Annotated in this window: 17 protein-coding genes; 12 read left to right on the forward strand and 5 right to left on the reverse strand. The window is 63.0% G+C overall.

The window, feature by feature from the left end; genetic code table 11:
• Positions 1 to 2 precede the first annotated feature (2 nt).
• Positions 3 to 713: a protein-methionine-sulfoxide reductase heme-binding subunit MsrQ gene (gene msrQ / locus AC57B6_RS07130; protein WP_028199595.1), complete on the forward strand. Its 711-nt coding sequence runs from the start codon at positions 3 to 5 to the stop codon at positions 711 to 713.
• A gap of 111 nt (positions 714 to 824) precedes the next feature.
• Here msrQ and lysA read toward each other — a convergent pair whose 3' ends face one another.
• Both lysA and lptM read right to left on the reverse strand, forming a co-directional pair.
• Positions 825 to 2,087, reverse strand: coding sequence for a diaminopimelate decarboxylase (gene lysA / locus AC57B6_RS07135; RefSeq protein WP_030100651.1), 1,263 nt, complete (start codon positions 2,085 to 2,087; stop codon positions 825 to 827).
• A 9-nt stretch (positions 2,088 to 2,096) separates the two neighbouring features.
• A complete protein-coding gene (lptM, locus tag AC57B6_RS07140; RefSeq protein WP_144193629.1) occupies positions 2,097 to 2,450 on the reverse strand; it encodes an LPS translocon maturation chaperone LptM in 354 nt (117 codons plus the stop codon).
• A 35-nt stretch (positions 2,451 to 2,485) separates the two neighbouring features.
• On the opposite strand from lptM, the gene cyaY reads away from it, so the two are divergent.
• Positions 2,486 to 2,803: an iron donor protein CyaY gene (gene cyaY, locus AC57B6_RS07145; protein ID WP_028199598.1), complete on the forward strand. Its 318-nt coding sequence runs from the start codon at positions 2,486 to 2,488 to the stop codon at positions 2,801 to 2,803.
• Positions 2,804 to 2,943: 140 nt separating this feature from the next.
• On the opposite strand, the gene AC57B6_RS07150 is transcribed toward cyaY, so the two are convergent.
• Positions 2,944 to 5,343: a penicillin-binding protein 1A gene (locus AC57B6_RS07150; protein WP_028199599.1), complete on the reverse strand. Its 2,400-nt coding sequence runs from the start codon at positions 5,341 to 5,343 to the stop codon at positions 2,944 to 2,946.
• Positions 5,344 to 5,596: 253 nt separating this feature from the next.
• Here AC57B6_RS07150 and pilM point away from each other — a divergent pair, with 253 nt between their 5' ends.
• From pilM to AC57B6_RS07185, 7 genes are all read left to right on the forward strand, one after another.
• Complete coding sequence (pilM, locus tag AC57B6_RS07155) at positions 5,597 to 6,589, forward strand: type IV pilus biogenesis protein PilM (RefSeq protein WP_046567579.1); 993 nt, start codon at positions 5,597 to 5,599, stop codon at positions 6,587 to 6,589.
• Between the two features lie 44 nt (positions 6,590 to 6,633).
• Complete coding sequence (locus tag AC57B6_RS07160; RefSeq protein WP_046570101.1) at positions 6,634 to 7,317, forward strand: hypothetical protein; 684 nt, start codon at positions 6,634 to 6,636, stop codon at positions 7,315 to 7,317.
• Positions 7,314 to 8,237: a hypothetical protein gene (locus tag AC57B6_RS07165; RefSeq protein WP_496420919.1), complete on the forward strand. Its 924-nt coding sequence runs from the start codon at positions 7,314 to 7,316 to the stop codon at positions 8,235 to 8,237. Before AC57B6_RS07160 ends, AC57B6_RS07165 begins: the two co-directional genes overlap by 4 nt.
• A gap of 188 nt (positions 8,238 to 8,425) precedes the next feature.
• Positions 8,426 to 10,018: a type IV pilus secretin PilQ gene (locus tag AC57B6_RS07170; RefSeq protein WP_496420937.1), complete on the forward strand. Its 1,593-nt coding sequence runs from the start codon at positions 8,426 to 8,428 to the stop codon at positions 10,016 to 10,018.
• Between the two features lie 106 nt (positions 10,019 to 10,124).
• A complete protein-coding gene (locus AC57B6_RS07175; RefSeq protein WP_028199604.1) occupies positions 10,125 to 10,676 on the forward strand; it encodes a shikimate kinase in 552 nt (183 codons plus the stop codon).
• Positions 10,677 to 10,684: 8 nt separating this feature from the next.
• Positions 10,685 to 11,761, forward strand: a complete 1,077-nt coding sequence (gene aroB / locus AC57B6_RS07180; RefSeq protein WP_042276723.1) for a 3-dehydroquinate synthase — start codon at positions 10,685 to 10,687, stop codon at positions 11,759 to 11,761.
• A gap of 82 nt (positions 11,762 to 11,843) precedes the next feature.
• Positions 11,844 to 13,046 carry a deoxyguanosinetriphosphate triphosphohydrolase gene (locus AC57B6_RS07185; RefSeq protein ID WP_030100659.1) on the forward strand — a complete coding sequence of 401 codons (1,203 nt, stop codon included), beginning with the start codon at positions 11,844 to 11,846 and terminating at the stop codon, positions 13,044 to 13,046.
• Between the two features lie 52 nt (positions 13,047 to 13,098).
• Here AC57B6_RS07185 and AC57B6_RS07190 read toward each other — a convergent pair whose 3' ends face one another.
• Both AC57B6_RS07190 and AC57B6_RS07195 read right to left on the reverse strand, forming a co-directional pair.
• Positions 13,099 to 13,479, reverse strand: coding sequence for an ElaB/YgaM/YqjD family protein (locus AC57B6_RS07190; protein ID WP_028199607.1), 381 nt, complete (start codon positions 13,477 to 13,479; stop codon positions 13,099 to 13,101).
• A gap of 365 nt (positions 13,480 to 13,844) precedes the next feature.
• Positions 13,845 to 14,567 carry an OmpW/AlkL family protein gene (locus AC57B6_RS07195; protein WP_028199608.1) on the reverse strand — a complete coding sequence of 241 codons (723 nt, stop codon included), beginning with the start codon at positions 14,565 to 14,567 and terminating at the stop codon, positions 13,845 to 13,847.
• 187 nt (positions 14,568 to 14,754) lie between these two features.
• Here AC57B6_RS07195 and AC57B6_RS07200 point away from each other — a divergent pair, with 187 nt between their 5' ends.
• From AC57B6_RS07200 to AC57B6_RS07210, 3 genes are all read left to right on the forward strand, one after another.
• Complete coding sequence (locus AC57B6_RS07200) at positions 14,755 to 15,462, forward strand: transposase (RefSeq protein WP_028199609.1); 708 nt, start codon at positions 14,755 to 14,757, stop codon at positions 15,460 to 15,462.
• A 295-nt stretch (positions 15,463 to 15,757) separates the two neighbouring features.
• Positions 15,758 to 20,461, forward strand: a complete 4,704-nt coding sequence (locus AC57B6_RS07205) for a glutamate synthase-related protein (protein WP_028199610.1) — start codon at positions 15,758 to 15,760, stop codon at positions 20,459 to 20,461.
• A 116-nt stretch (positions 20,462 to 20,577) separates the two neighbouring features.
• Positions 20,578 to 22,047: a glutamate synthase subunit beta gene (locus AC57B6_RS07210; RefSeq protein WP_028199611.1), complete on the forward strand. Its 1,470-nt coding sequence runs from the start codon at positions 20,578 to 20,580 to the stop codon at positions 22,045 to 22,047.
• The last annotated feature ends 122 nt before the right edge of the window (positions 22,048 to 22,169 follow it).

Below are 22,169 nucleotides of genomic sequence, written 5' to 3' on the forward strand. Positions count from 1 at the left end.
GCATGGCTTCTGAAACACAACCTGTTACGCCATCAACCGAACGTGGGAGCCGGCGAGCGACGTCGACGTCGGCGTCGGCTACGGTCGCGGCAAAGCGCCCTGCCAGTGGCGCGCGCTGGATCGTGCCGGCCAAAATCGCGGTGTTTATCGCGGCGTGGTATCCGCTCGCGCGCATCGTGCTGTTCGGCATGACCGATCGGCTGGGTGCGAATCCGATCGAGTTCATCACGCGCTCGACGGGATTGTGGACGCTCGTCTTTCTGTGCATCACGTTATCTGTGACGCCGTTGCGCCGCCTGACCGGTATCCCTGCTTTGGTCCGTTTTCGCCGGATGCTGGGCCTGTACGCGTTCTTCTACGCGACGCTCCATTTCACTACGTACCTCTGGTTCGACAAGTGGTTCGATGTTGCCGCGATTCTGAAGGATATCGGCAAACGTCCATTCATCACCGTAGGCTTTGCCGCGTTCGTGCTGCTGATCGCGTTGGCCGTTACGTCGCCGCGCGCGATGGTGCGCAAACTTGGACGCCGCTGGCAGGCCTTGCATCGCGCAATCTATGTGATCGGAGCGCTGGCGATCCTGCACTTCTGGTGGATGAAGGCGGGCAAGCATGACCTGGTTTTGCCGAAGATTTACGGCGCGATCATGGTTGCGTTGTTGGGATGGCGTTTGATCCTATGGCTGCGCGAGCGAAGGTTAAAGGCGCGCTGACCAACGTCGCCAAGTGCCGAGCGTGCCAATGAAAAAGGCGATGCCATTTCGGCATCGCCTTTTTTTCATGCTGCTGTTTAAATTCTGACGCGTTCTGGCGAATTCAGACGTTTACGCCGGCAGAATCGTTTCACCCGCAAACAGTTGCTTGACCTCTTCGCGAGCACGAACAACATACGCCTGTGTACCATCAACCATCACCTCGGCCGCACGCGGACGGGTGTTGTAGTTCGAGCTCATCACGAAGCCATATGCGCCAGCCGAGCGAATCGCCAGCAGATCGCCCGGTTCGACTGCGAGCAGACGCTCGCGGCCCAACCAGTCGCCGCTTTCGCAAACCGGGCCGACCACGTCGTACACATGCGCAGGCACGTCGCGCTTAACGACGGCATCGATCGCGTGATAGGCCTCGTACATCGCAGGGCGGGCAAGATCGGTCATCGCCGCGTCGACGATGGCGAAATTCTTTTCCGCGCCTGGCTTCAGAAACTCGACGCGTGTCAGCAGCACACCTGCATTGCCGACCAGCGAGCGGCCCGGCTCGAAGTACACCTCGCGATGCCCGTGGCCACGCGCTTCGATGCGATCCAGTACGGTGCGCACGAACTCGCCGATCTCCGGCGGGGTTTCGTCGTCGTACGTGATGCCGAGCCCACCACCTACGTCGATGTGGCGAATCTTCACGCCGTCCTGCTCGATCTGTTCGACCAGTTCGAGAACCTTGTCGACCGCATCCAGATAGGGCGCGACCTCGGTGATCTGCGAGCCGATATGGCAGTCGATGCCGACCACCTCGAGATGCGTCATCGCGGCAGCGGCTTGATAGGTAGCGCGTGCTTCGTCGAACGCGACGCCGAACTTGTTCGACTTCAGGCCGGTGGAGATATACGGATGCGTTTTCGCGTCGACGTCAGGATTCACCCGCAACGAAACGGGTGCTTTTTTGCCCATTTCCGCGGCGACTGCATTCAGGCGATCGAGTTCGGGAATCGACTCGACGTTGAAGCATTTGACGCCTGCCGCGAGAGCTTGGCGCATCTCGTCCGCGTGCTTGCCGACGCCGGAAAATACGGTGTTTTCCGCTTTGCCGCCCGCGGCCAGCACGCGTGCCAGTTCGCCGGCCGACACGATGTCAAAGCCGGCGCCGAGGCGCGCGAACACATTCAGCACCGCGAGATTGCTATTGGCCTTGACGGCGACGTGCACCGTCGCGCGGCGACCGGCGCAAGCGCCTGCATAGGCATTCCACGCTTCGGTGAGCGCGGCGCGCGAATAGACGTACAGCGGCGTGCCGAACTGCTCGGCGAGTGAGACGGCGGACACGCCCTCGGCGTGCAGCACGCCGTCGACGTAGTCAAATGCGGATCGAGTCATGCGAAAGTCTTATTGAACGGGAGTGGCGGCAGAGGCAGGTTGCGCAGGCATAGCAGCGGAGGCGGCAGACGCGGGCGGCGCGGCAAGTTCGGTATCCGGCGACAACGAGAGCGGCGCACCGGAGGTATCAGGTATCTCACCCGTCGGGGAGGCGCTTTGCGCACCCGGTTTCACTTCACCCGATGTTGCTGCCGGCGGCAGTTGCGTGCGATCGATCGGCTTGGCCGGTAGCGGCGGCACGGTGGGCAAATAGAGCGAACCGCGTTGTCCGCAGCCGGCAAGTGCACAACCTGCGAGAATGGCTAAACCCGCTACAATCGCGCGGCCGGGCGCCGCCGCGCGCATCCGAGATACGACTCGCATGACTGTCCCTGTATAAATAATCGATGGAGTTTAGCATGTCCGATAGTGATTACCTGACCCGCGCGGAAGCCGCGCTAGCCGCCATCGAACGCGCGCTCGACGACACGGAAGCCGACATCGAACTCGAGCGCAGCGGCAATGTCCTGACCCTCGAATTCGAGAACCGCTCGAAGATCATCGTCAATCTGCAGCCGCCGATGAGCGAGATCTGGATCGCCGCAAAGGCGGGTGGATTCCACTTCCGTTTCGTCGACGGCGAGTGGCGCGATACGCGCAGCGGCACGGAGTTTTTCGCCGCGCTGTCGGAGTACGCGACGCAGCAGGCCGGCGAACCAGTTCACTTCCAGGCGTAAGCGTTGTGCGAGAAGGATCGTCGAAATGGCGACCTGAACCGGCGCGGAAATAAACGTCGGAAAGAGTGCTGAATAGATCGCCCAAATGAAACCGCCGCGCATCGAGCGCGGCGGTTTTCTTTTTCTGGCCACTCAAGCGTTTAGTGGCCGCGGAACAGATTCATGATGTCCTGCTTTTCCTGCTCGCCGACCTGCTCGGGCGCCGCCGCTGACGCGCCGCTCGCGTCGGCATCCAGTGCCGCCTGACTGATGCCGACGGTGGCGATGAAGCCGTGGCCCGGCGTGAAGTCGTCGAAATACAGTTCCGAACCCAATTCGGTCACGCCGTCGGGCATCGGCATCTTGTATTCCGGCACGCCTTTGAGCGCGCGCGCCATGTAGTCGATCCACACCGGCAACGCGAGGCCGCCACCCGTTTCCCGATCGCCGAGGCTGCGCGGGTTGTCGTAGCCGATCCAGGCGATGGCGGTAAGCGTGTGCTGATAGCCGGCGAACCATGCATCGCGCGAATCGTTGGTCGTGCCGGTCTTGCCGCCGAGATCGGTACGCTTGAGCACATTGGTTTTCGCGCCCGTGCCACGTTGCGCGACGCTTTGCAGCAGGCTGTTCATCACGTACGCATTGCGCGGCTCGATCGCGTGCGGCGCACTCTGCTCGGCGACCAGCGGTTGCGCGTGCGCCACGACGATACCGCGCTGATCGGTGACTTCAGCGATCAGATAGGGGTTGACGCGATAGCCGCCGTTCGCGAATACCGAGAACGCGCCGGCCATCTGCAAGGGCGTGACTAGACCCGCGCCGAGCGCCATTGGCAGATAGGCCGGGTGACGGTCCGCATCGAAGCCGAAACGCGTGATGTATTGCTGTGCGTACTTCGTGCCGATCTGGTTCAGGATGCGAATCGATACGAGGTTCTTCGACTTCTGCAGCGCGGTGCGCATGGTCATAGGACCGTCAAAGCCACCGCCATAGTTCTTCGGTTCCCACGCCTGGCCACCCGTTTCCGCGGCGCTGAAAAAGAGCGGCGCGTCATTGATCACCGTGGCCGGTCCGAGCCCCTTTTCGAGCGAGGCCGAGTAGATGAACGGCTTGAAACTCGAACCCGGCTGACGCCACGCCTGAGTGACGTGGTTGAACTTGTTCTTGTTGAAGTCGAACCCGCCGACCAGCGCGCGAATCGCGCCATCTTGCGGCACCACCGAAACGAACGCGCCTTCCACTTGCGGCAACTGGGTAATCGACCAGTTGCCGTCGTCGTCCTTCACAAGGCGAACAATTGCGCCGGGCCGCACGCGCTGATTCGGCTGCGCACGCGGGCCGAGCGCGAACTGCGCGAAGCGCAGGCCATCGCCCTGAATGGTCGCGACGTTGCCGTCGATGAAAGTGGCCTGCACCTGCTTCGGGCTCGCCGAGGTCACCACCGCGGCGATGATTTCGCCGTTGTCGGGATGCTCGAGCAGCGCGTCGTCGATAGCCTGTTCGCGGTCATCCGCATCGGACGGCAGATCGATGAATGCTTCCGGGCCGCGATAGCCGTGACGCCGCTCGTAGTCCATGAGACCCTTGCGCAGCGCCCGGTAAGCCACGTCCTGATCGGCCGAGTCGATGGTGGTCACGACATTCAGCCCGCGCGTGTACGCTTCCTCGCGATATTGCGCGTACATCATCTGCCGCACCATTTCCGCGACGTACTCCGCGTGCACGCTGAACTCCTTGCCCGCACCCTTGACGACTAGCGGCTGCTTGCTGGCCTCGTCGTACTGTTCCTGGGTGATGTAGTGCAATTCGTACATACGCTGCAGGATGTACTCCTGGCGGATCTTCGCGCGCTTCGGATTGACCACCGGGTTATACGCCGACGGCGCCTTCGGCAGGCCCGCCAGCATGGCGGATTCCGCCAGTGTCAGATCCTTCAGATCCTTGCCGAAGTACACGCGCGCCGCGCTCGCGAAGCCATACGCGCGCTGACCGAGATAGATCTGATTCATGTACACCTCAAGAATCTGATCTTTCGTCAGCTTCGATTCGATCTTGTAGGCAAGCAGCATCTCGTAGATCTTGCGCGTGTAGGTTTTCTCGCTCGAAAGAAAGAAGTTGCGCGCCACCTGCATGGTGATCGTGCTGGCGCCTTGCGTGGCATGACCGTTGGTCAGCGCGACGAAGCCGGCTCGCGCGATGCCTGTGAGGTCGACGCCGCCGTGATCGTAGAAGCGCGCGTCTTCGATTGCCAGCACCGCTTTCTTCAGACTGTCGGGCACGTCCTGGATGTGGACGATATCGCGCCGCTCTTCGCCGAATTCGCCGATCAGCACATGATCGGCCGTATAGATGCGCAAGGGCACCTTCGGCCGGTAGTCGGTTAGCGCGTCGAGCGACGGCAGGTTCGGCGTTGCCACGACCAGCGCGTAACCCAGCACCAGCAGCACGCACAGGATGCCGGCGACGATCAGACCCACAAAGCCCATGATGAGCTTGAGCCACAAGGGGCGTTTGCGCTTCTGCGGCGCGGGCGGCGGGGACGTAGGAGACGTGGATTGCATATGGATACCAAAAAACAGTCCCGCGATTATAGCCGCCCCGCTTTTCAGCTTTCGGCAGGCTTACTGACAGTTCTTGACAAGTCGCTGCGCCGCGCAGGAATGACTTCACTGTAGACGCTTTGATCGCACGCGGGGCACGCGTCGCGCAACGTTAGCCATTTGGCTGAGTGTCGCGCGGCGGCGCGGCTGCGCACAATTCCTTCTCGTTACCCGCGTTCGAATAGTTCGTCGCGTGAGTGTCAGGGAGGGCGTGATGACGTTCAAAAATTCGTGGCTTCAAGATGTGCGACTCGGGGCGCAGCGGTTTGCTGCGGGAATCGATCTAGGTTCACAGGCGGTGCGTCTGATCGTGGTGAGCCGGCATTCGCGCACAGGTGCCGCGCTGCATATCGAATATGCGAGCACCGTGCCGCTCGGTGCGGGCGCGATGGCCGGTACCGAGATCGCCGACCGCCTTGCAGTGGCGCGTGCGTTGCGTGATGCGTTCGCGGGTCTGCCACGCGCGTGTGCGCCGCACGCTTTGCGCTGCGCGATGGCGTTGCCTGCCTCTGCCACCTTGACCGCCACTGTGCCGCTCACACGGCTCGCCGAACTCGCCGGTTGCTCGCAGGACGGCGGCCATGAACTGGCCGAACTCGAGCCGGCGGTGATGAGCGAAGTCGAGCGCATCGCCGGCCTCGAGCGGCATGCGCTGGCCGTCGACTGGTTCGTCGACGAGACGCCTTCGCCGGTGCGTTGCGTGACGATCGCCGCCACCGCTCGCCAGCATCTCGAAGCACGTATCGAATGCGCGGCGAGCGCCGGTATCTCGCTCACCGCGATAGACGGCGAGCCGCATGCAGCCTTGCGCGCAATGCGCTATGCGGCGAGCCACGAACTCGAGCCGCACGAGCCCTATGTCGCGCTGTGGATCGGTACAGACGGCGTCTACGGCTGGCGCATAGTCGACGACTGCGTGGCGGGTGAAATGCGTTACCCCGCACCCGAGCACGCGGATCTCGCCGACGCGTTGCGCGATCTCGTTCAAGGTCCCGCAATCGACTGCGCGCTGTTGAGCGGAGAGGTCGATTTGCTCGACGGTGTGGGTTTCTCGCTTGCGGATATTGCCGACGTACTGGGCTGCACTGTGCTGCCGTTCGAATGCGCGGCGCTTGGCGGGCTCGCACGTGAACTGCACGATCCGTTGTTGCACGAGCCTGCCGCGGCCGTCGCATTCGGGCTTGCAGTGCGCGGGGTGCTCGAATGATGCGCGCTCTGCGGCGCCCCGCCTTGGATGCGGCTGGCCCAAACATGCAGGCTTCGAGGCGCGGCGCCCGCTTCGCGCAGCTGTGGCTCGGAGGCTTCAATCTGCTGCCGTACAGGCAACGCAATACGCGGCTCGCATACCGGCGCCGTCTGCTCGAAGGGGCCGCCGCGGCGTTTGCCGGTCTTGCGGCTGTGCTCGCGTTGATTGGGTGGCAGGCATTCGAAAGGGCGCGACTCGTTGCGCAGCGCGCGTCGACCGATCAAGCACTCGCGCAACTGGCTGCGCCGCTCGCGGAGCACGCCAGATTGCTGCGGGAGCAAGACGAACAGCGTAAAGGCGTGGCGCGCGCGGTAAGCCTGTCCGAGCCGCTTACGCATTTGCGCGATCTGCTGGATGCATTGAGTTTCGAACCCGGCGACGGCGTCGTGCTGCAGCAGTTGCGCCAGCGCGAGCATGAGACCGAACTGCTGGCGACCTCACGCGGGCATATCGCGTCGGCCGAGTGGCTCAAACGCCTGAGCGCAATCCGCGGCGTGCAAGGTGCGGAGGTGAACGACCTGCATCGCTCGACGCCGCGCACTGGTGCGGTCGCCGCGGGCGGTGTGAGCGGCCCGATCGAATTTGGAGCGCATCTGCGCTGGGGCAGTCCGCCGACGAAAACAACCCAACAGGCCGGTACGGCGGCGCAACGTCCCATGAAGTCTGAACAATCACGAGGTGCGAAATGAGTGCGACTTTTGTCGGGTTCGGCGGCGCGGCAAGCGCGCGGTTCTCCTTGTCCCATTGGATCAAGCGCGTGCGTTTGCCGCTCGCTGTCTGGAGCCGGCGGCGCCGTTGGACGGTCGCGTTGCTGATTGCCGCGGTGGTATTTGGACTGGGAGCCCACGGCTGGATCGTGGCCGATCTTGGTGGGCTCGAGGCGAGTCGTGCGGCATTGGGCGCGGCCACCCGGCAACTCGCGGATGCGCGCCGCGCGCAGGCGCAATTGCCCGCGTTGCGCCGGGAAGCCGCGGCCGGCATGAGCGCACGGTTGCCCGCATCGTGGAGCTCGGCGGACGAGGTTCGAATCGTGTCCGAACTCGCGCTGCAGAACGGCGTCTCGTTGCTCTCGCTGGAACCCGGGGCGGCCAACGGCTCGGGTGCCGAAAGCATGCGTCCTGTACAACTCACCGCGCACACTGATTTCGTTCACCTGATGGCATTTCTGCGCGGCCTGTCGGACCTGCCGGTACTGATTGTTCCCGTCGACGTGACGGTCAACCGCGATGCGGTTTCGCTAACGGTGAAGGCAACGCTGCATGTCTTCAGTGCGCTGAGGCCCGTGCCGTCAACTACCGCTACAGACGCGTTGGTCGACGAGAGTCTCGATTCGGATGACGAAGAAGACATCGTGTTCTTCGACCCATTCGCGCTCGCGCAGATGCTCGCGTCCGGCGAACCGCAAGTCGATGCTTCTGAACTGCGCCTGGTCGGCTTGATGCACGATCGCATTCGCGGACTCGCTCTGCTCGATACGCCGGAGGGCGCAACCACGGCCGTGTTCGGCCAGCAACTCGGAGCCGAACGCGTTACGCACCTCGACATGTTTGGCGTCACTTTGGCTAATGGCGGCGCGACGCGCACGCTGGCACTCACGGAGGCGTCTTGATGAGGCTGACAAAGTCGCCCGGCCTGAGGGTTTCGCGCGCTGCGGTTCATGTGCATGCTGGCTCTGGCGTGCGCTTGAGTTTGCCAGCATCGGTGCGTGGACGCGCGTTTTGTAGTCCGCGTGGCAAGCCGGTTCGCAACCTCGCTCGCAACCTCGCTTGCCGCCTCTTTGCCATCCTCGTCGCCGGCATGGCGATAGGCGCCGGTAATGCGCACGCTTCGCTCCCGCCGCTGCCCGGCTACATGCCGATCGACGACACCATCGCGCCGTCCGATGCCCGATACGGAATACCGCCGCTGCCGCGCGGCGTCGGCGCTGAAGTGGCCAACCCGTTTCGCGACGAGCCTGTCGATGAAGGTGGCGTATCGCGAGCAACGGCAAGCACCGGAATCGAATCTGTCAACGACCTCACCGGAGCCGCGAATGCCACGGCGTCTTCGCAACGGCAAGAAGGGTCGCCGGCGGCCGATGGCGGCGCAGCCACGGCGCTCGAAGGGCCGCCGGTGCCGCTGCCTCCACTTGCGCGCCTGAGCGATGCACCCAAAACGCCCGCGGATACCCAACTCGCAGCCGACGGCAAACCGATCTCGCTTAACTTTCAGCGCGCCGAACTCGGCGCGGTGCTCAACGCGTTTGCCCAGTTCACAGGGCTGAACATCGTCGCGAGCGAGAGGGTGCGCGGCGCCGTCTCGTTGCGACTCGACAAGGTGCCATGGCGCACCGCGTTCGACACCTTGCTCGATGTCAACGGGCTGGCAATGGAGCGCCGTGGCAACGTGATCTGGGTCGCGCCGATCGCGGAGCTGGCCGCGCGTGAAAGGCAGCGTTTCGAAGCACACGCAAGAGCCGCCGATCTTGAGCCTCTCGCGAGCCGCACGTTCGAGCTGCATTACGCGCGTGCCGAAGACGTGCGGCGCCTGCTGACCGGCGCCGGAAATCAACGCGTGCTATCCAAACGCGGCGCCGCGACCGCCGATCCGCGCACCAACCTGCTGTTCGTCACCGACCTCGAAGGCCGTCTTGCGCAAATCAGTGCGTTGCTTGCGTCCGTTGACCGGCCGACGCGTCAAGTGTTGATCGAGGCGCGCATCGTCGAGGGCGAGCATGGCTTTTCGCGTAACCTCGGCGTGCGGCTTTCCATGGCGACCACCAACGCCGACGGTACCGCCCGAGGCTTGACAGGTGGCGCGGACGGCACCGTTTACGATCTGTCGGCGCGGCCCATTTCGGGTTTTGACGCCGCCACCGCCGGGCTGACCTTGTTCGCGGCGGGGGCGACGCGGCTCCTGAACATCGAACTTAGCGCGCTGGAGGCCGAAGGGCGTGGCGAAATCGTTTCGAGTCCCCGGGTCGTGACGGCAGACCGGATGAAAGCGGTCGTCGAGCAGGGCACCGAGCTGCCCTATCAGGCGAAAGTGGGGCAGGGCGTGTCGGGTGTGCAGTTTCGCCGCGCCACGCTCAAACTGGAGGTCGAGCCGCAAATCATGCCGGACGGCAGAGTGGTGCTGGACCTCGATGTCGCCAAAGACAGCGTTGGCGAGCAGACCGACGCCGGGCCCGCGATCAACACCAAACACGTACAAACGCGCGTCGAAGTCGAAGATGGTGGTACGGTGTCGATCGGCGGAATTTACGCGACCGACGACCGGGACGATGTGACGCGGGTGCCGGTCCTGGGCAAAATACCCGTTTTAGGGGCGCTTTTTCGCCATCGGGCCCATCGGGACCAGCGCAGTGAACTGGCAATTTTCATCACGCCGCGCGTCGTTCAGACAAATTAGGGGCACGCTGGCGCCGCTGTTTAGCGGCAGCCCGCAGGCTCGACAAGGCAGCCGCTTTGCCAGTAAGCTGCGGCACGAACCATACCGGATTAGCCAGAGGACACCGTTGCAAGCGCGGGACGCACACGCCAATGTATTTTTTGTAGGGCTCATGGGGGCGGGCAAAACCACCGTGGGCCGGGCCATTGCGCGCCGTCTCGATCGCCCGTTCTTCGATTCCGATCATGAAATCGAAGCGCGCACGGGCGCGCGCATCCCCGTGATCTTCGAGCTGGAAGGCGAAGCGGGCTTTCGCGACCGCGAGGCGCACGTGATTTCCGAGCTGACCGGGCGCGACAACATCGTGCTGGCTACGGGCGGCGGCGCGGTGCTGCGGCCGGAAAACCGCGAAGCGCTGCAAAATCGGGGCGTAGTGATCTATTTGCGCGCCAATCCGCACGATTTGTGGCTGCGCACCCGGCGCGACAAGAATCGCCCGCTTTTGCAGACCGAAGACCCCAAAGCGCGCCTCGAAGCGCTCTACGAAGTGCGCGATCCGCTATACCGGGAATGCGCGCACTTTGTGATCGAAACCGGCCGGCCTTCAGTCAACGGACTCGTCAACATGGTTCTGATGCAGCTCGAGATGGCCGGCGTCGCCAAACATCCTGCGTCATAATGGATCGTATGATTACCGTCAATGTCGAACTGGGCGAGCGTGCCTACCCCATCCATATCGGTGCCGATCTGATCGGCCAGACCGCGTTGTTCGCGCCGCATATCGGCGGCAGTTCGGTCACGATCGTCACGAACACCACAGTCGACCCGCTCTATGGCGACACGCTGCGCGCGGCACTCGCGCCGCTCGGCAAGCAGGTGTCCACGGTCGTTTTGCCGGACGGCGAGGCGTACAAGAACCTCGAAACGCTGAACCTGATTTTCGACGCGCTGCTGGGCTCACGCGCCGATCGCAAGACCACGCTGATCGCTCTCGGCGGCGGCGTGATTGGCGATATGACGGGGTTTGCCGCGGCTTGCTATATGCGCGGCGTGCCGTTCATCCAGGTGCCGACCACCTTGCTGTCGCAAGTCGATTCGTCGGTAGGCGGCAAGACCGGCATCAACCATCCGCTTGGCAAGAACATGATCGGTGCGTTCTACCAGCCGCAGGCCGTGATCGCCGACATCGGCGCGCTGCGCACGCTGCCGGCGCGCGAGCTGGCAGCCGGCGTCGCCGAAGTGATCAAGACCGGCGCGATTGCCGACGCCGGCTTTTTCACCTGGATCGAGGCGAACGTCGAGGCGCTCAATCGTTGCGAACCCGAAGCGCTGGCCGAGGCGGTCAAGCGCTCGTGCGAGATCAAGGCGTCGGTCGTGGCGCAGGACGAGCGTGAAGGCGGCCTGCGCGCAATCCTCAATTTCGGTCACACGTTTGGTCATGCGATCGAAGCCGGGCTCGGCTACGGCGAATGGCTGCACGGAGAAGCGGTCGGCTGCGGGATGGTGATGGCGGCGGACCTGTCGGTACGCATGGGCTATCTCGACGAAGCCGCGCGCAAGCGCCTGGTCGACGTGATCGTTGCGGCGCATTTGCCCACCCGGGCGCCTGCGCTGGGCGATGCGCGGTACGTCGAACTCATGCGGGTCGACAAGAAGGCGGAAGCCGGTGCGATCAAATTCATTCTGCTGAAGCGTTTCGGTGAGACGCTCATCACCCAGGCGCCCGACGCCGAGGTGCACGCCACGCTGGCCGCCGCCGTCTAGACCGATCCGGCGAGGGCCTGGTAGCAAGGCAAGGCAATAGGCACCAGCGTCACGAGGCGCCGCCCATGTTTCGGAGAATCCGGTGACAGACAGGCGCAGCGACGATGTAAAGCATGACCCGGCAGGCACGCCCGTGAGCGGCGTGCCATCGCCAGAAGCACTCGAAGCGCATCTCGCGCCGTATGCGGCGCATTCCGCCCAGTCGCGCGGGCGCCGTTATCCCGAAGCCGCGCCGAGCGCGCGCACCGAATTCCAGCGCGATCGCGACCGCATTGTCCACTCGACGGCATTCCGCCGGCTCGAGTACAAAACCCAGGTGTTCGTGAATCACGAGGGCGATCTGTTTCGCACGCGCCTCACGCACAGTCTCGAAGTCGCGCAGATCGCCCGTTCGGTTGCCCGCAATCTGCGCGTCAACGAGGACCTCGTCGAAGCCATTTCGTTGGCGCACGATCTTGGCCACACGCCGTTCGGCCACGCAGGGCAGGATGCGCTGAACGAATGCATGCGCGAACATGGCGGCTTCGAGCACAACCTGCAAAGCCTCGCGGTGGTCGACGATCTGGAGGAGCATTACGGCGCGTTCAACGGGCTGAACCTCTGCTTCGAAACCCGGGAAGGTATTCTCAAGCACTGCTCCCGCGAGAACGCTCGGCGGCTCGGCGCGCTGGGCGAGCGCTTTCTGGAAGGGCGGCAGCCTTCCATCGAGGCACAGATCGCCAATGTCGCCGACGAAATCGCCTACAACAATCACGATGTCGACGATGGCTTGCGCTCAGGCCTGCTCACGGTGGAGCAGCTTGCCGAAGTGGAGTTATGGCAAACGCATTATGTGGCGGCGCGTGGCGACTTCCCGCAGATCGAGGGGCGCAGGCTGATCCACGAGACTGTGCGCCGCATTATCAATACGCTGATCGTCGATCTGATCGATACGACTTCGCTCAATCTTGCGAAGTACGCACCCGACTCGGTGGACGCGGTGCGCGCAACGCCGCCGCTGGTCGCCCATAGCGAAGCAATCGCCGCGCAGGCTTCAGCGCTCAAGCGCTTCCTGTTCAAAAACCTGTACCGGCATTATCGCGTCATGCGCATGGCCAACAAGGCGCGCCGCGTGGTGACCGGCCTGTTCGACGCGTTCACGGACGATCCCCGGCTGTTGCCGCCGGGCTATCAGTCCGCGGACGCGTCTCGGCAGCCGCGCCTGATCGCCCACTACATCGCGGGGATGACAGATCGGTACGCGGTAAAGGAGTATCAGCGGCTGTTCGTGATCGACGACAACTGATCGGCCGGGGCCGATCTCACCGCTTGTCGCGACCTGCCTGTGTGCTAGCCGCCTAGCGCAGTCGCGACGCCAGCAGGGCCCCTGCGATCAACGCAACGCCGCCTACGATCGCAATCGTCTGCCACGGGTTTTCGCGCACGTAGTCGTCGGCGTCGGCCATCGCGACCTCGGCGCGCTCGCGCACGGCCTCACGGGTGTCGTTCAGGCGGGCGCGCGCGGCGTCGAGTTGTTTGCGCAGTTTGCTGCGCAGCGCCACGGCGTCGGCCTGAGTACCGTCTGCCAGGGTGGATTCGAGTTCCGACATCAGCGTGCGCAGTTCGCCTGCGATGTCTTCAGCCGCATGGCGGCTATGGCGGGCGATACGTCGCGCACGGCGACTGGTGGTGGTCCAGGATTCGCCGAGGGCGTCTCGTGTGTTCGGAAGTGCTGTCATGGTCGCTCCGTCGATGAGGGTGAAAGGGTTCCGCGCTGTCACGGCACTTACACGTTGCTGCCATGTGGGGAAAACCACAGGTACGCAACTTCGGTGCCTAACCTGCGGCCCCGAAGGCACCGTGACGCAGACTCCTATTCCTCAGCAGATATTGCACGAGCCGGCTGGACAGCGGGTCAAATTTACAAACGCTTACGCCTACTCGCCGGGTGCCCTGGCCGAGCGGACGATAAGACCGCGGGCGGCCTCCTGGCGCGCGAGAAACACGAAAAACGCCGTCATTGGATCCAATGGATATTTGACGGCGTTGTCCAAGCCACGAAAATTCGACTACCCTAACTCAACGGCCCCAATTTCTTGACGCGTTAGAAACGGTAACCGATGTTGACGTAGGAAACGATCGGGTTCAGCTTGATCTTGGTTTGCGACTGCACGTTCAGCGTACCGACCGGGGTGTTTGCGGCGGTGTTCAGCTTGGCGGTCGTGCTGAGCGGCAGGTACGAGATCGACACGCCCGCGAACCAGTGCTGGTTGAACGCATAGGTGAAACCCGCATTAAACACCGGCTCCCACGAACTATCCGTGGAGACGCTGGTCGGACCATGCAGAACACCTGCTTCGAATGCGCCGTTGGTGATCTTCTCGTCGGTGAACCAGATACGGCTCACACCAATGCCGAGATACGGGCGGAACGAAGCGGTTGGAGCATTGAAGTAGTACTTGAACAGCAGAGTCGGGCTCCACTGTTTCGCCTGACCGATCTTGCCGAATTGTTCGAGGCTGCCCGTGCCGTTCAGGTCGAACGAAGGCGGGACCCCGATCACGAATTCGGTTGCGATGTGATCAGTGACGAAGTAGCCGGCTGTGAAGCCGAGCGTGTCGGCTGAACTGAGTGATGCGCCGGTGTTGGGTTCTGTGATGTTGGTTGGACTGCCGCCTATGCTCGTTACTCTCAACGGTTGGCTACTTGATTGAGGCGCAAGATGGAACCAGCCTGTCGTAACGTAAAAGCTTCCGGCCGATTGCGCGTGTGCTGCCGTCATGCAGGCGAGCGCCGCGATCCCCGTTACGGCCTGTTTTAATTTCATATGTGCTCCTCCAGAAAAGGCCCGCTCATTATGACTACAACGTTTGAAACAAACCATACGCGGCGGCTAGAGCTTTCTCCCTAGGCTCCGCGCGGTTTCCGGCTTAGCCGCGCTGCGCCGAACCCCGGGCGCGCGCGGTTGTTTGGACCTTCGGGTATGTACCAACGCGACTATTGGATACTCCAGCATGGCACGGCTTGCACGTCTTTATGTTCCTGACCAGCCGCAGCACGTCATCCTCCGTGGACTCGATCAGCAGCCCGCATTTGTCGACGACCAGGACTACGAGCTTTTCATCGACTGCCTGAAAGCGGCTTCGCGCGACCATCACTTGTCCATCCACGCGTATGCGTTGATGCCCGGCGCTGTGCAACTGCTCGTCACGCCGACTGAAGAGTCGAGCCTGCCGAAGGCGATGCAGGCGGTGGGGCGCCGCTATGTGGCTCACTTCAACCGGCGTTACGCGCGGCGCGGCACCCTTTGGGAAGGACGCTATCGCGCCACGGTGATCGAAGGCGAGCGCTACTTCCTGCTCGCGAGCCGGGTCGTCGAGATGTGCCCAGTGCGTACCGGGCTCGTCAGCGCACCCGAGGACTATCGCTGGTCGAGTTACCGCCACCACATCGGCCTGACGCTCGACAGCCTGATTACGGACCATCCGCTGTACTGGTCGCTCGGCAACACGCCGTTCGAACGACAGCGGGCCTACCGTGAGTTGTGCGAGCAGCCGCTCGACGAGCGCGAAGCCAGCCAGCTTCAGCAGGCCACCTTGAAAGGTTGGGTTCTGGGCAGCGATACCTATCGCGAATGGGCGGCGCGGGCTGCCAACCGGCGCGTTTCGCCGCTGCCGCGCGGGCGGCCGCGCAAGGTCCGCGAAACGCCGCAGACGCAATAAAGCGTTTCGCATCAAAGGGCTGTATCGAAACGGCATCTTCGCATGCCGTTTTCTTTTGCACCTTTTTGATGTGGCACCAATAAAAAATAGCCGCAATGCACCAATCTGATAATTGGGGTCTAATCATCATGTTTTATTTGCTATTCCATTGATTCGTCGCGTATATTCCGAATTCCGGCACTTTCCGAGACGCGCGGGATCAAGCGTACGAAGTCGCCGACGTGGTTGCGGTGCGAACTGCGGCAATAGAAAAACGGTTTAACGGCCTGTCCGGCCCCTCACAGACGGTGTCCCCATGAACGACCACCAGCAACCGACTCACCCGGTTCCCGCCGCGCAGGGTCTGTACGACCCGCAAAACGAACATGACGCCTGTGGCGTCGGCTTCGTCGCTCACATCAAGGGCAAGAAAAGCCACGAGATCATCGAGCAGGGCCTGAAGATTCTCGAGAACCTCGACCATCGGGGCGCCGTCGGCGCCGATCCGCTGATGGGCGACGGCGCGGGCATCCTGATCCAGATTCCGGACGGTTTCTATCGTGAAGAAATGGCCAAGCAGGGCGTTGTGCTGCCGCCGCACGGTGAATATGGCGTCGGCATGGTCTTCCTGCCGAAGGAACACGCTTCGCGTCTGGCCTGCGAACAGGAACTGGAACGCACGGTGAAGGCAGAAGGTCAGGTGGTGCTCGGCTGGCGTGATGTGCCGGTCGACCACACCATGCCGATTTCGCCCACCGTCAAGGCGAGCGAGCCGCTGATCCGCCAGATCTTCATCGGCCGCGGCAAGGACATCATGGTGACCGACGCGCTCGAGCGGAAGCTGTACGTGATCCGCAAGACGGCGAGCCACCGCATTCAGGCGCTCAAGCTCAAGCACGGCAAGGAATACTTCGTGCCGTCGTGCTCGGCGCGCACGGTGGTCTACAAGGGCCTGTTGCTGGCCGGCCAGGTCGGCGTGTACTACCGCGACCTGCAGGACGAACGCACGGTGTCGGCGCTGGCACTGGTGCACCAACGCTTCTCGACCAACACGTTCCCGGCATGGGAACTGGCTCACCCGTACCGCATGATCGCCCACAACGGCGAAATCAACACGGTGAAGGGCAACGTCAACTGGCTGAACGCCCGCACCGGCGCGATCGCCTCGCACGTGCTCGGCGACGATCTGCCGAAGCTGTGGCCGCTGATCTATCCGGGCCAATCGGACACCGCCTCGTTCGACAACTGTCTCGAACTGCTGGTGATGGCCGGCTACCCGCTCGTCCACGCAGTGATGATGATGATCCCGGAAGCGTGGGAACAGCACACGCTGATGGACGACAACCGCCGCGCGTTCTACGAATACCACGCCGCGATGATGGAACCGTGGGACGGCCCCGCCGCGATCGCCTTCACCGACGGCCGTCAGATCGGCGCCACGCTCGACCGTAACGGCCTGCGCCCGGCGCGCTACATCGTTACGGATGACGACCTGGTCATCATGGCGTCGGAAGCCGGCACGTTGCCGATCCCCGAGTCGAAGATCGTCAAGAAGTGGCGTCTGCAGCCGGGCAAGATGTTCCTGATCGACATGGAACACGGCCGCATCATCGACGACAAGGAACTGAAGGACAACCTCGCCAACGCCAAGCCCTACAAAAGCTGGATTGACGCCGTGCGCATCAAGCTCGACGAAATCGAGGCGAAGGCCGAAGACGTCCAGACGGAACGCCGCGAAGCCGCGGCGCTGCTGGATCGCCAGCAGGCGTTCGGCTACACGCAGGAAGACCTCAAGTTCCTGATGGCGCCGATGGCGCAAGCCGGCGAAGAAGCGGTCGGTTCGATGGGCAACGACTCGCCGCTCGCGGTCATGTCCAACAAGAACAAGACGCTCTATCACTACTTCAAGCAACTGTTCGCGCAAGTCACGAACCCGCCGATCGACCCGATCCGTGAAAACATGGTGATGTCGCTGGTGTCGTTCGTCGGTCCGAAGCCGAACCTGCTGGACACGAACAACATCAACCCGCCGATGCGTCTCGAAGTGTCGCAGCCGGTGCTCGACTTCAAGGACATCGCCAAGATCCGCGCGATCGATCAGTACACAGGCGGCAAGTTCAGCTCGTACGAACTGAACATCTGCTATCCGGTGGCATGGGGCAAGGAAGGCATCGAGGCCCGTCTGGCGTCGCTGTGCGCGGAAGCCGTGGACGCGGTGAAGTCCGGCTACAACATGCTGATCGTGTCGGACCGCAAGACCGACCGCGACAACGTCGCGATCCCGGCGCTGCTCGCCACGGCCGCGATCCACACGCATCTCGTGCAACACGGTCTGCGCACCAGCGCGGGTCTGGTCGTGGAAACCGGCTCGGCGCGTGAGACGCACCACTTCGCGCTGCTCGCGGGCTACGGCGCGGAAGCCGTGCACCCGTACCTCGCAATGGAAACGCTGGCCCAGTTGGCAAGCGGCCTGAAGGGCGACCTGTCGGCGGAAAAGGCGGTCTACAACTTCACCAAGGCAGTCGGCAAGGGCCTGCAGAAGGTCATGTCGAAGATGGGCATTTCGACCTACATGTCGTACACCGGCGCACAGATTTTCGAAGCGGTGGGTCTGGCGGAAGATCTGGTGTCGAAGTACTTCAAGGGCACCTCGTCGAAGGTCGGCGGGATCGGCCTGTTCGACGTCGCGGAAGAAGCGATCCGTCTGCATCGCGATGCGTTCGGCGACAACCCGATCCTTGCGAACATGCTCGACGCGGGCGGCGAGTACGCGTATCGCGTGCGCGGCGAAGAACATATGTGGACGCCGGATGCGATTGCCAAGCTGCAACACTCGGCGCGCAGCAATTCGTATCAGACGTACAAGGAATACGCGCATCTGATCAACGATCAGACTAAGCGCCATATGACGTTCCGCGGCCTGTTCGAGTTCAAGCTCGACCCGGCCAAGGCCATCCCGCTCGACGAAGTCGAACCGGCGAAGGAAATCGTCAAGCGTTTCGCCACCGGCGCGATGTCGCTGGGCTCGATCTCGACTGAAGCCCACGCCACGCTGGCGGTTGCGATGAACCGCATCGGCGGCAAGTCGAACACCGGCGAAGGCGGCGAGGACGTGAACCGTTATCGCAACGAACTGCGCGGCATTCCGATCAAGAACGGCGACACCATGAAGTCGGTGATCGGCGACGAAGTGATCGTCGATATTCCGCTGAAGGAAGGCGATTCGCTGCGCTCGAAGATCAAGCAGGTGGCGTCGGGCCGTTTCGGCGTGACGGCGGAATACCTCGCGTCGGCCGATCAGATCCAGATCAAGATGGCGCAAGGCGCGAAGCCGGGCGAAGGCGGTCAGTTGCCGGGCCACAAGGTGTCGGAATATATCGGCAAGCTGCGTTACTCGGTGCCGGGCGTCGGCCTGATTTCGCCGCCGCCGCACCATGACATCTATTCGATCGAAGATCTGGCGCAACTGATTCACGATCTGAAGAACGCCAACTCGGCGGCCAGCGTGTCGGTGAAGCTGGTGTCGGAATCGGGCGTCGGCACGGTGGCCGCGGGTGTCGCCAAGGCGAAGGCCGATCACGTCGTGATCGCCGGCCATGACGGTGGCACGGGTGCATCGCCGCTGTCGTCGGTGAAGCATGCCGGCACGCCGTGGGAACTGGGTCTGGCGGAAACGCAGCAAACGCTGGTGCTCAACCAGTTGCGCGGCCGTATCCGCGTGCAGGCCGACGGTCAGATGAAGACCGGCCGCGACGTCGTGATCGGCGCGCTGCTCGGCGCGGACGAATTCGGCTTCGCGACGGCGCCGCTCGTCGTCGAAGGCTGCATCATGATGCGCAAGTGCCACTTGAACACGTGCCCGGTCGGCGTCGCAACGCAAGATCCGGTGCTGCGCGCGAAGTTCCAGGGCCAGCCGGAGCACGTCGTCAACTTCTTCTTCTTCGTTGCGGAAGAAGCGCGCGAAATCATGGCGCAACTGGGCATCCGTAAATTCGACGACCTGATCGGCCACGCCGAACTGCTGGACATGAAGAAGGGCATCGAGCACTGGAAGGCGAAGGGTCTCGATTTCTCGCGCGTGTTCTATCAGCCGCAAGTCGCAGCGGACGTGGCGCGCAAGCACGTCGACGTGCAGGACCACGGTCTCGACCGCGCTCTGGATCACGTGCTGATCGAAAAATCGAAGGCCGCGATCGAGAAGGGCGAGCACGTCTCGTTCATCCAGCCGGTGCGCAACGTGAACCGTACGGTCGGCGCGATGCTGTCCGGCACGATCGCGAAGAAGTACGGCCACGACGGTCTGCCTGACGACACGATTCACATCCAGTTGAAGGGCACCGCGGGTCAGAGCTTCGGCGCGTTCCTCGCACGAGGCGTCACGCTGGATCTGGTCGGCGACGGTAACGACTACGTCGGCAAGGGCCTGTCGGGTGGCCGCATCATCATCCGTCCGACCAACGATTTCCGCGGCAAGTCGGAAGAAAACATCATCTGCGGCAACACGGTGATGTACGGCGCGATCGAAGGCGAAGCGTTCTTCCGCGGCGTTGCCGGCGAGCGTTTCTGCGTGCGCAACTCGGGTGCGACGGCGATCGTCGAAGGCACGGGCGACCACGGTTGCGAATACATGACGGGCGGCACGGTGGTCGTGCTCGGCGAAACGGGCCGTAACTTCGCGGCCGGTATGTCGGGCGGTATTGCCTACGTGTTCGATCCGGACAACACGTTCGCGGGCAAGTGCAACAAGTCGATGGTCGCGCTCGATCCGGTCTTGCAGCAGGCCGAACAGGAACGCACGGTCGACAAGGGCCTGTGGCACAGCGGCACGACCGACGAAGCGCTGCTCAAGGGGCTCATCGAACGTCACTTCCAGTTCACGGGTTCGCCGCGTGCAAAGGCGCTGCTCGAAAACTGGGACGCGTCGCGCCGTCAGTTCGTGAAGGTATTCCCGACCGAATACAAGCGCGCGCTGGGCGAGATGGCCGCGAAGAAGGCGAACAAGGAAGTGCTCGCCGCCTGATCCTGCCACCGCAGACGTCACAGTCACAACTAGCCGTACCCGCCGCGCCGGCCGCATCCCGGTCCGCGCGGCGGGTGTAGATCACCCCACCTGATACAGATAGAGAAGAGAACCACATGGGCAAGGCAACCGGTTTTCTCGAGTATGAGCGCCGCCACGAGGCGTATGAAGCTCCGCTCACGCGTGTGAAGCACTACAAGGAATTCGTCGCGGCATTGACTGACGAAGAAGCCAAGATTCAGGGCGCGCGTTGCATGGACTGCGGCATCCCGTTCTGCAACAACGGCTGCCCGGTGAACAACATCATCCCGGACTTCAACGACCTGGTGTTCCATCAGGACTGGAAGAACGCGATTGAAGTGCTGCACTCCACCAATAACTTCCCGGAGTTCACGGGCCGCATCTGCCCGGCGCCGTGCGAAGCGGCCTGCACGCTCGGCATCAACAACGACCCGGTCGGCATCAAGTCGATCGAACACGCGATCATCGACAAGGCCTGGGCTGAAGGCTGGGTCGCGCCGCAGCCGCCGAAGCACAAGACCGGTAAGAAGGTCGCTGTGGTCGGGTCCGGCCCCGCTGGTTTGGCGGTCGCGCAGCAACTCGCGCGCGCGGGGCACGATGTCACGGTGTTCGAAAAGAACGACCGGATTGGCGGCCTGCTGCGTTACGGCATCCCCGACTTCAAGCTCGAAAAGTGGCTGATCGACCGCCGCATGCGTCAGATGGAAGCTGAAGGCGTGACGTTCCGCGCCAACGTGTTCGTCGGCAAGGCGGATTCGTTGCCGGCGCATATCGGCAACACGGCGAAGGAAACCATCACGCCGGCCGAACTGAAAGAACAGTTCGACGCCGTGGTGATCGCGGGCGGTTCGGAAACGCCGCGCGATCTGCCGGTGCCGGGCCGCGAGCTGGAAGGCATCCACTACGCGATGGAATTCCTGCCGCAGCAGAACAAGGTCAATGCCGGCGACAAGGTCGCGAACCAGTTGCTCGCCAAGGGCAAGCATGTGGTCGTGATCGGTGGCGGCGATACGGGTTCGGACTGCGTCGGCACGTCGAATCGTCATGGCGCGAAGAGCGTCACGCAATTCGAACTGCTGCCGCAACCGCCGGAAGAAGAGAACAAGCCGCTCGTATGGCCGTACTGGCCGATCAAGCTGCGCACCTCGTCCTCGCATGACGAAGGCTGCTCGCGTGACTGGGCGGTCGCCACCAAGCGTCTCGAAGGCAAGAACGGCAAGGTCGAAAAGCTGATCGCCGCGCGCGTCGAATGGAAGGACGGCAAGATGCAGGAAGTGCCGAACTCGGAATTCGAAATGAAGGCGGATCTGGTGCTGTTGGCCATGGGCTTCACGCAACCGGTGTCGCCGGTGCTTGAGGCGTTCGGTGTGGACAAGGATGCGCGCGGCAACGTGCGTGCGTCGACCGAGGGTGACAAGGCGTACTACACCTCGGTGGACAAGGTCTTCACCGCGGGCGATATGCGTCGTGGCCAGTCGCTGGTGGTGTGGGCGATTCGCGAAGGCCGTCAGTGCGCACGTTCGGTCGATGCATTCCTGATGGGGCATTCGGAACTGCCGCGCTAACGTCTCTGTGACCAGAGTTAGTGCTTCAGCACTTGCTTTGGTCCCATGCAACTCGATTGCTGCCGGTTTCCGCGTGATAACGCGGAAACCGGCTAATGCTTGCAGGACGAGGTGGAGACGAC

Source organism: Paraburkholderia sp. BGA-UO-ETr-F12, assembly GCF_059567945.1.